The 10,249-nt window shown below is 54.9% G+C and carries 8 protein-coding genes; 5 read left to right on the top strand and 3 right to left on the bottom strand.

All coding sequences use genetic code 11. The annotated features are described in order from the left end of the window. Nucleotides 1–471: 471 nt before the first annotated feature. The 4 genes from Q7O77_RS09700 (at nucleotide 472) to Q7O77_RS09685 (ending at nucleotide 5,473) form a co-directional block, all read left to right on the top strand. A complete protein-coding gene (locus Q7O77_RS09700) occupies nucleotides 472–1,278 on the top strand; it encodes a sulfite exporter TauE/SafE family protein (RefSeq protein ID WP_304166335.1) in 807 nt (268 codons plus the stop codon). A 265-nt stretch (nucleotides 1,279–1,543) separates the two neighbouring features. Then, on the top strand, nucleotides 1,544–2,458 hold the full coding sequence (gene glyQ / locus Q7O77_RS09695; protein ID WP_085650703.1) for a glycine--tRNA ligase subunit alpha: 915 nt from the start codon (nucleotides 1,544–1,546) through the stop codon (nucleotides 2,456–2,458). 6 nt (nucleotides 2,459–2,464) lie between these two features. Next, nucleotides 2,465–4,534, top strand: a complete 2,070-nt coding sequence (glyS, locus tag Q7O77_RS09690; protein ID WP_304166330.1) for a glycine--tRNA ligase subunit beta — start codon at nucleotides 2,465–2,467, stop codon at nucleotides 4,532–4,534. Nucleotides 4,535–4,762: 228 nt separating this feature from the next. Next, on the top strand, nucleotides 4,763–5,473 hold the full coding sequence (locus Q7O77_RS09685; protein WP_304166327.1) for a DUF3053 domain-containing protein: 711 nt from the start codon (nucleotides 4,763–4,765) through the stop codon (nucleotides 5,471–5,473). A gap of 68 nt (nucleotides 5,474–5,541) precedes the next feature. On the opposite strand, the gene Q7O77_RS09680 is transcribed toward Q7O77_RS09685, so the two are convergent. The 3 genes from Q7O77_RS09680 to fdhD all read right to left on the bottom strand — a co-directional run bounded on the left by Q7O77_RS09680 (nucleotide 5,542) and on the right by fdhD (nucleotide 9,339). Further along, nucleotides 5,542–7,434, bottom strand: a complete 1,893-nt coding sequence (locus Q7O77_RS09680; RefSeq protein WP_304166324.1) for a methyl-accepting chemotaxis protein — start codon at nucleotides 7,432–7,434, stop codon at nucleotides 5,542–5,544. Between the two features lie 281 nt (nucleotides 7,435–7,715). Beyond that, on the bottom strand, nucleotides 7,716–8,342 hold the full coding sequence (sodA, locus tag Q7O77_RS09675; protein ID WP_026738504.1) for a superoxide dismutase [Mn]: 627 nt from the start codon (nucleotides 8,340–8,342) through the stop codon (nucleotides 7,716–7,718). A gap of 211 nt (nucleotides 8,343–8,553) precedes the next feature. Beyond that, a complete protein-coding gene (gene fdhD, locus Q7O77_RS09670; protein WP_304166338.1) occupies nucleotides 8,554–9,339 on the bottom strand; it encodes a formate dehydrogenase accessory sulfurtransferase FdhD in 786 nt (261 codons plus the stop codon). Between the two features lie 380 nt (nucleotides 9,340–9,719). Here fdhD and Q7O77_RS09665 point away from each other — a divergent pair. Further along, nucleotides 9,720–10,249, top strand: a 530-nt coding sequence (locus tag Q7O77_RS09665) for an aldehyde dehydrogenase family protein (RefSeq protein ID WP_304166321.1), incomplete at its 3' end; no start/stop codon positions are given.

Raw genomic sequence — 10,249 nt, 5'->3', positions numbered from 1 at the left:
TTTCCGCCACGGGTTCATTCACCCCTGACCCTCATGAAGAATTTCTGTGTTTGCACGGTGTGCGTTGTGAACCGCCCTATCATCACACGCCAAATACTGTATGGGCAACCATGCTTTTGTGGGGCTTGATCGCAAAATGTACAGAGAAATCGCATTAAAGTTTTTCAATGACGGACATTTGGATGGATTTTTGATGGCGAAATTCGCGATTTAAGCGTAAATGAATAATGCACATGCAAGGTATGCCGACAGGGCGGGCTGACTGCGCTAAAGACCGTTGCGGGCTTTGACGGCTGTTTGCGCCAGGTTAAATCTGAAGCGTGAAAGCCCTCGTTTGCCGTTAGAAAGCGGTGGTGTGGCCAGCGGTAGCATGAGGTCCTTTATGAGAACGACAATCCGTCCAGAACTATCGCATGCCATTGAAAATTTAGGGTTATTAATTGGAAAATATTATTTATCAGGGGTAAAGGGATGGTTGTAGAGTGGATTATTGCTTATCTTGCGCTTGGTGCCGTCGTTGGATTTATGGCGGGATTATTAGGCATTGGCGGCGGCGGTATCATGGTGCCGATATTGACGGCCATATTTGCTGCTCAGGGTGTACAAACTGAGCATTTGGTCCATCTGGCGTTGGGGACGTCGATGGCATCTATCGTGATTACTGCCGTTTCCAGTCTGCGTACACATCATCAGCATCAGGCGGTGTTGTGGCCGGTCGTTTGGCGTATTACACCGGGGATTCTGGTGGGAACATTCAGCGCCACCTGGCTGGCCGCATTGTTGCCGACTCAGGCGCTGGCGATTTTCTTTTCCTGCTTCATGGCCTATATCGCGTTTCAGATGGTCATGAACTTCAAGCCAAAACCGAATCGTCAACTGCCTGGCACAGCTGGAACATCGCTGGCCGGACTCGGCATTGGCGGTATTTCAGCCTTGGTGGCGATTGGCGGCGGTTCGCTGACGGTGCCGTTTCTGACCTGGTGCAACGTCCGTATTCAGCAGGCGATTGGGACATCGGCGGCGGTCGGATTGCCGATCGCGCTGGCGGGAGCGTTGGGTTATATGGTCAATGGCTGGGATGCCCCCGGATTGCCGCAGTATAGTCTGGGCTATGTGTCGCTGCCCGCGGTGCTGATGATCTCGCTGGTGAGTTTTTTCACCGCCCCGGTCGGCGCTCGATTGGCGCATCGTCTGCCAGTCGCCACGCTGAGGAAGATTTTCGCGGCGCTGCTGTTGCTCCTGAGCCTGAAAATGCTGCAAACGGTGTTTTGGGGTTAACCTTTCGTTTCCCAGCCCATTTCGCCCTGATTAATGAGGGCAAAGGACGGCGGAGGATGCTGTCAGTCCCTCCCGCAGCCTCGATCAAATGCAATGGGTTTTAGCCCGGATCGCCGTCGTGTTCGGGCTGGGAAACCGCGTCCCGCCCAGCGTGGTAAATTCGTCCGGATATGAACTTGTTGCCGCATTCCGGCTGTATATCTTGCACTCAGAGGGTATACTGGCGCATTCATTGTAAATCCACTTGTATCGCGTGCGAATCCAAATGCAAAAGTTTGATACCAAGACCTTCCAGGGCCTCATCCTGACGTTACAGGATTATTGGGCGCGCCAGGGCTGTACCATTGTTCAACCGTTGGACATGGAAGTTGGCGCGGGAACCTCTCACCCCATGACCTGCCTGCGGGCGCTTGGCCCAGAGCCGATCGCTGCCGCTTATGTCCAGCCGTCGCGTCGTCCTACCGATGGGCGCTACGGCGAAAACCCCAACCGTCTCCAGCACTACTATCAGTTCCAGGTGATCATCAAACCTTCGCCGGAAAACATTCAGGAGCTGTATCTCGGCTCACTGAAGGCGCTGGGTCTGGATCCGACGATCCACGATATTCGCTTTGTCGAAGATAACTGGGAAAACCCGACGCTGGGCGCCTGGGGACTGGGCTGGGAAGTGTGGCTGAACGGCATGGAAGTGACGCAGTTCACTTACTTCCAGCAGGTGGGCGGTCTGGAATGCAAACCGGTCACGGGTGAAATCACCTATGGGCTGGAGCGTCTGGCGATGTATATCCAGGGCGTGGACAGTGTCTACGATCTGGTATGGAGCGACGGGCAACTGGGCAAAACGACCTACGGCGACGTGTTCCATCAGAATGAAGTGGAGCAATCGACTTACAACTTCGAACATGCCGACGTCGACTTCCTCTTTACCTGCTTCGCGCAGTATGAAAAAGAGGCTCAGGAACTACTGGCGCTGGAAAACCCGCTGCCGCTGCCTGCGTACGAACGTATTTTGAAAGCCGCCCACAGCTTCAACCTGTTGGACGCGCGCAAAGCGATTTCCGTTACCGAGCGTCAGCGCTACATTCTGCGCATTCGCACGCTGACCAAAGCGGTAGCCGAAGCCTACTACGCCTCCCGTGAGGCGCTGGGCTTCCCGATGTGTAATAGAAAAGAGAGCTAACAGGCCATGACTGATAAAACTTTTTTGGTGGAAATCGGCACGGAAGAGCTGCCGCCGAAGGCTCTCCGTCAGCTCGCGCAATCTTTTGCCGCCAATTTCAGCGCTGAACTGGATGCGGCAGGCCTGACCTATCAGGCCGTGAACTGGTTCGCCGCGCCGCGTCGTCTGGCGCTCAAGGTGACGGCGCTGAGCGCGTCTCAGCCGGATCGTGAAGTGGAAAAACGAGGCCCGGCCATCTCTCAGGCGTTTGATGCCAGCGGCCAGCCGACCAAGGCGGCTCAGGGTTGGGCGCGCGGTTGCGGTATTACCGTCGATCAGGCTGAACGTCTGACCACGGACAAGGGCGAATGGCTGCTGTTCCGTGCGCAGGTCAAAGGCCAGGCGGCGCAAACGCTGCTGCCGGGCATGGTGAGCGTCGCGCTCAGCAAACTGCCGATCCCGAAACTGATGCGCTGGGGCGACTCAGACGTGCAGTTCGTTCGCCCGGTTCACACGGTGACCATGCTGCTGGGCGACACATTGATCCCGGGCACCGTGCTGGGCATCGACTCCGCTCGCACGCTACGCGGCCACCGCTTCATGGGCGAAGCCGAATTCACCATCGACAATGCCGATCAATATCCTGAGATTTTGCTTGAGCGCGGCAAAGTGGTCGCAGACTACGAAGCGCGTAAAGCGATTATTAAACGCGATGCTGAACAGGCCGCGCAGAAGATTGGCGGAAAAGCCGACCTGAGCGAAAGCCTGTTGGAAGAAGTGGCGTCTCTGGTTGAATGGCCGGTGGTGCTGACTGCGACGTTTGAAGAAAAATTCCTGGCCGTGCCTGCGGAAGCGCTGGTGTACACCATGAAGGGCGATCAGAAATATTTCCCGGTATACGACGATGCAGGCAAGCTGTTGCCGCACTTCATTTTTGTCGCCAATATCGAATCGAAAGATCCCCAGCAGATTATTGCGGGTAACGAAAAAGTGGTGCGTCCGCGTCTGGCGGATGCCGAATTCTTCTTCAATACCGACCGTAAAAAACGTCTTGAAGATCACCTGCCGCGTCTGGAAACCGTTTTGTTCCAGCAGCAGCTGGGTTCTCTGCGCGATAAAACCGACCGTATTCAGGCACTGGCTGGATGGGTTGCCGCGCAGATTGGCGCAGACGTCAATCACGCTACGCGTGCGGGCCTGCTGTCCAAGTGCGATCTGATGACCAACATGGTGTTCGAATTCACCGATACGCAGGGCGTCATGGGTATGCATTATGCGCGTCATGACGGTGAAGACGAAGATGTCGCGGTCGCGTTGAACGAACAGTATCAGCCGCGGTTCGCGGGCGACGATCTTCCTTCATCGCCGGTCGCGTGTGCGCTGGCCATCGCCGACAAAATGGATACGCTGGCCGGAATTTTCGGTATCGGCCAACATCCTAAGGGCGATAAAGACCCATTCGCGCTGCGCCGCGCCGCACTGGGTGCTCTGCGCATCATCGTAGAAAAACAGCTGCCGCTGGATCTGCAAACGCTGACGGAAGAAGCCGTGCGTCTGTATGGCGACAAGCTGACGAACGCCAATGTGGTCGACGATGTGATCGAATTCATGTTGGGCCGCTTCCGCGCCTGGTATCAGGAAGAAGGCCATACCGTGGATACCATTCAGGCAGTGCTGGCGCGTCGTCCGACTCGTCCGGCCGACTTTGATGCCCGCGTGAAAGCCGTCAGTCATTTCCGTACGTTGGAACAGGCGGTTGCGTTGGCGGCCGCCAACAAACGCGTGTCCAACATTCTGGCGAAGTCGACCGAAAGCCTGAATGACAGCGTGCAGGCCTCGCTGCTGAAAGAGAAAGAAGAAATTCAGCTGGCGACTTATGTCACCGCGTTGAACAGCAAACTGAACCCGTGGTTCGCCGAAGGGCGTTATCAGGAAGCGCTGGTTGAGCTGGCGCAGCTGCGTGAGCCGGTGGATAACTTCTTCGACAAAGTGATGGTGAACGCGGAAGAGCAGGACGTGCGGATCAACCGTCTGACGCTGCTTAATGAACTGCGTAATCTGTTCCTGAAAGTGGCTGATATTTCGGTGTTGCAGTAAAGATTCACGCTCGCTGAATCACGACAGGGCCTTAATGGCCCTGTTTTTTTAGGTGGGTGCTGTGTGGGTGTGACATGGCTGCGTTGCGGTATCTCACCGCAGCCTCTACGGGGAGAACAGCGAGAATATGCGCGCTGTTTTTCATCTTGCGGGAAAGCCGTTCGGCTATGCTTATCGGGGTAACCTTCTATACGCACGACGGCGAAACGAAAAACAGGAGTAGTAGACATGTTGGCGGATATCCGTTCGCGCTGGCTGATGCCGGTGATTATGGTTTTGATGACGCTGCAACTGGCGGCCTGTGGTGATAAAGACAAAGAGCAGCGTCAGGCGTTCAACGCATTTTTGCAGGGAGTGGAACAGGAACCGGGGCGTCAGCTACCGGGTTTGACGGACCAGCAAAAGCAGAGTTTCGGTCGTTATGCGCAGGATTACGCGATTCTGACGGGCTTTAGTCAGCAGCTGGATCAGGCGTTGGCGGGCAGCTTAACGCCTATGCTGGAGCAGGTCGCGCGTATTCGCGTACCGCAGGATTACCTGACCGAGCGGGAAAATCTGCGGCAAAGCACCGGCGCTCTGAATCTGCTCAGTCAGCAGACACAGACTGCGAAAGTGCAGGCGGATAACGCTCGGCACGCGCTGAAACAGCCGGAAGACGTTCAGGCAGTTTATAACCGGGTGTATGAGCGTGTGGTGACGAAGCCCGCGACGGCCGTCGCTGCGGTGGTGCCGGTCAGTATCTCCTTTGCGCAGACGCTGGTGCAGGTCGGTGACTATCTGCAGACGCAGGGCGCTCAGGTGACGTTCAACGGCAATGGCGTGCAGTTCCAGACGCAGGCGCAGGTCGATCAGTACAACGGCATGATGACGCAGCTTTCTTCGCAGCAGCAGAATCTGGCGACGATCCTGAAGGCGCAGCCGCTGATTGCCGTGCGTTAAGGGTTGAATGACGGGCTGAGAGGCGTCTCTCAGCCCGTCAAAGAGACACACGCTTTCGGCGCGTGATATTACGGGTTGTAGGTCAGCTGCTGTGCGTTGCTGCCGATAAGCGTACGTTCCCCGTTGTTTTCCCGTTCCTGTGAACTAGACAGGCGGAAGACGGCAATCGCGTTAGACAACACAATCGCCTGCTCTTCCAGCGAGCTGGCGGCGGCGGTCGACTCCTGGACTAACGCGGCGTTCTGCTGCGTGGTGCTGTCCATATCCACGATGGCTTCATTAACCTGTGCGATCCCGCGGCTTTGTTCATCCGAAGCCACCGTAATTTCTCCCATGATGTCATGGACGTGGGTGACCGAGGTCACGATGTCGTGCATCGTTTTCCCTGCATCGTTCACCAGTCTCGCCCCGTGTCCGACCTGATTCACGGAGGTGGAGATCAGCCCTTCAATCTCTTTCGCTGCCTGAGAGCTGCGCTGCGCCAGATTACGGACTTCACCAGCGACCACGGCGAATCCTCGACCCTGTTCGCCGGCGCGAGCGGCTTCGACCGCGGCGTTGAGCGCCAGAATGTTGGTCTGGAAAGCGATGCCGTTGATCACGGAAGTGATTTCCGCAATGCGCTTCGAGCTGCCTTCGATTTCAGACATGGTTTTCACCACTTCTTCCACCAATTTTCCGCCCGACTGCGCGGTCTGTGTGGCGTCCAGCACCAGTTTGTTGGCGTGATGGGCATTGCTGGCGTTCTGTTTCACGGTCGAGGTCAGCTGTTCCATGCTGGCAGCGGTTTCTTCCACCGCGGCCGCCTGAGACTCTGTGCGTGAAGACAGATCGTCGTTGCCTGCCACGATTTCGCGGGCGGCGGTGTTGATCTGGCTGACGCCCAGACGGATATCGTCAATGATGTTGTGCAGATTGGCTTTCATCTTCGCCATGGAGTTCAGCAGCATCCCCAGCTCGTCGCGGCGGGTGGTGACGATCGGCATGGTCAGGTCGCCGGCCGCAATGTTTTCGGCAATATCGACAGTCTGGTTCAGAGGCTGAGTGATTTGACGAGAGATATACAGGGCGATGCCGATACCGAGCAGCAATGTGACCAGCGCCGTCAGAGACAGCCACAGCGTGGCTTCGTTGATGTCTTTCTGGGTCGCGAGTGTCTCGTTCTCGACCATGCCGGTAACCTGTGAAATCAGGTTATTGGCCTGAACGCCGAGCAAATCAACCTGTTTCAGCTCTTCCTGATAAGCCGGCAGGTAGGCCAGCACCTGAGCTTTATAACTCGACAGCGATGTGACGATGGGGGTTAGCTGTGATTGACGTTCTGCGGGCAGCGACTTGAGCAGTTGGTTCAGCGTTTGTTCGGTGTCTTCCACTGCGGCGATGAGGGGTTTCTCTGCCTCCTGATTCAGGGCTAGCAGCAGGCCGCGGGCATGGTAGCGAATACTGGTGAGTTTTAGATCGAGATTGGCTAATTGCAGCTGTAGCGGGAAATTACCTTCATTCTTAGTCTGTTGTTCAAATGCATTTAATGCGTTTTGCGTGTCGGAAATATTCCAGCTTTGTCTTACCTGGTCCTTTTTATTTACGGCATCTACGTAATCTTTTTGTTTTTTCTGATATTCAACGATGGCCTCAGATATTTTTTCCAGACGGTCTTCGTAATCTAAATACCAGGACTTATTTTTTGCTTCGCTGACTAAATTGACAATATTGTTAATATGTTTGCTATTGTTTTTGATGGCGTCGGGGTTGTATCCCGCGCTGTACAGAACGCGATAATAGCGGGCTTGGTTGACTTCATCGTTGATTTGGGCGCTAAAAGTCGCTTTATCAAAGCGATCTTTCAGGGTTCCTATGTACATCATTCCAACGGCAGCTATAAGGAGGGTCAGCGCTAAAATTAGAGAGAAGCCTAATCCTAACTTCTTGCCTACCTTAATATTTTCAATTTTAATCGCCATTTTACTCTTCCATTATTAATGAACTCAGTCATTAAGGGAGATCCCTAATGTGTTGATTTGCTATTTGTTTTAGCCAAAAGAATATCTCCCCCGACCTGAACAGGATGGCGGAAAATAATCAAAGAGGGCTCAAGAAAATTATCGGCATGGTAAAGAAAAGCTTTACTATTTACTTCGGTATTAAGAGAGGAATTGCGGAAATAAAAAACCCGAAATAATTAAGGTTATTCCGGGTTGGTGATGGGCCTGCGTTGAGTGGCGCAGGCTCATGATCTTACAGCTTATTTTTTTGCTTCGGCAAAGCGTTTTGCGGCTTCGTCCCAGTTGACGACACTCCAGAACGCTTTGATGTAGTCCGGGCGGCGGTTCTGGAATTTCAGGTAGTAGGCGTGTTCCCACACGTCCAGAGCGATGATCGGGTAGCCGGAGGCGCCGGAGATCGCTTCGCCCATCAGCGGGCTGTCCTGGTTAGCCGTAGAAACGACCGCCAGTTTGCCGTCGTCTTTCAGTACCAGCCAAGCCCAGCCGGAACCGAAACGGGTTGCTGCTGCTTTCTCAAACGTTTCTTTGAAGGCGTCAACGCTGCCGAAATCGCGTTCGATGGCGGCTTTCAGATCGCCAGTCAGCGTGGTGTCCAGCTTCAGACCTTTCCAGAACAGGCTGTGGTTGGCGTGGCCGCCTACGTTGTTGCGCAGCGCGGTTTTCTTATCAGCCGGTACCTGATCCAGTTTGGTGATCAGCTCTTCCGGAGACAGCTTCGCGAATTCAGGCAGGGATTCCAATGCTGCGTTGCTGTTGTTGACGTAAGTCTGGTGATGTTTGCTGTGATGGATTTCCATCGTTTGCTTGTCGAAATGCGGTTCCAGTGCGTCATAGGCATAGGGCAGGGATGGCAGTGTGTAACTCATATTTTGCATCTCCATAGTTGGCGTGCATTGGTATAGATGGAGCGGCACTTGGTTTGTTAGTCCCGCGTAAGCATGAGGTTCATTATAGTTAATTAAATGATATTGAAAATGGTTATTCTTGGCTTTCTGCCGCTGCGCGGCAATTTTAATCCTTTTTCTACAGTCACTTATAAGTGAATGGTTGGGGCTAACAACCAATCGATCTAAGCGACTAGTCGCGCAAACGCTGGGGATGGGTGTAGATCGTCGCACGTCCCGGACGGCAAAAACCCACTAATGTCAGCTGGCTGCGCTGCGCGACGTCAACGGCCAGTGCGGTGGCGGCGGAGACGGCAAAGAGAATTTCTACGCCGCAAAGGGCGGATTTTTGCACCATCTCATAGCTGGCGCGGCTGGACACTAGCGCTGCGCCCTGCTGCCAGGGCTGACGAGCGCGCAGACCCAGCAGCTTATCCAACGCGACGTGTCGGCCTACATCCTCACAGCCTCCTAACAGCAACCCTTCCGGCGAAATCCAGGCAGCGGCATGGGTACAGCCCGTCCGCTGTCCGACGACCTGAACATCGCTCAATTGTCCCAATGCGGACTCAAGCCGCGACAGAGAAAACGTCTGGGTAAAGGGAAGCGGCGCTATCGGTTTTCCGATCTCCTCCAGCTGTTCGACGCCGCACACGCCGCAGCCGGTACGGCCTTCCATTGCCCGGCGTCTGGCTTTCAGCCCGGCGAAGCGACGACTGGAAAGCTCAATCTGCACTTCAATACCGTGACAGGTAGGGACGACGTCGATGCCGTAGATATCATTAGGCGACTGAATAATGCCTTCCGACAGTGAAAAGCCCAGCGCGAAGGCTGCCAAATCTTTGGGGGAAGCCATCATCACCACGTGGGATATGCCGTTGTAGACCAAGGCAACCGGCACCTCTTCCGCTAGCCAGTCGCGACGGGGGTCGGCCAACGCAGACTGATGCCAGATAGTGTGTTGACTGGCTCCGGTCAAAGGAGCCTGCGTATCTTCGCGCTGAGAATGGTTGTTTTTCACCCGTACTTCCTGCGGTCGTGATGTGAAGTCGTGAGATCAGTATTTCACCGAGCCCGACGGGACGCGAATGTTATCTCTCGCGTGAGATGACGAATACGTTAGGCGGCTTCAGATGCGCTGTTTCGCATTAGGTTCCATTCGTTGTCTAAAAGTGAGCGCTGAATCGAATTCCGATCTTTTTCAGACCGCCCGTATCTATCACAATCGATTAACATCCTCTAGGATCAGTCCAACGATTTTCTGTTTAGGTAAGCACACCGTTCTGTATCAGGTGGCCGGGCGGCGTCATTGCGAATACCACGCCCAGTCCGCAGCATCAGCGTACAAAGGAGACAGAAATGACCTACGACACTTCCTCTAGCTCAAGCCGTGTTTCTCCCGGAGCCTATGGCTTCGATGTCAGCCTGAAAAAACGTTACGAAAACTTTATCGGCGGCGCCTGGGTGCCTCCCTCCAGCGGCGAATATTATGTCAACCTGACGCCCGTTACCGGGAAACCGCTGTGTGAAGTCGCCAGTTCGAACACCCACGACGTGGATTTGGCGCTGGATGCTGCGCACGAAGCCAAAGCGGGCTGGGCCGCGCTGTCGGCGGCTGAACGCGCGCAGATCCTCAACCGCATTGCCGATCGTATGGAGCAGAACATCGATCTGCTGGCGAATGCCGAAACCTGGGATAACGGCAAACCAATCCGTGAAACCCGCAATGCCGACGTACCGCTCGGGATAGATCACTTCCGCTACTTTGCTGCCTGTATCCGGGCGCAGGAGGGTGCGATCAGCGAGATCGATCACGACACCGTGGCTTACCATTTCCATGAACCGCTCGGCGTCGTCGGGCAGATTATCCCCTGGAACTTTCCGCTGCT

The organism is Lonsdalea britannica (assembly GCF_946477055.1).
In the GTDB taxonomy this organism is placed as follows: domain Bacteria; phylum Pseudomonadota; class Gammaproteobacteria; order Enterobacterales; family Enterobacteriaceae; genus Lonsdalea; species Lonsdalea britannica_A.
Note: the sequence above shows the minus strand (reverse complement) of the source record. Positions and strands in the feature narration are given on the sequence as shown.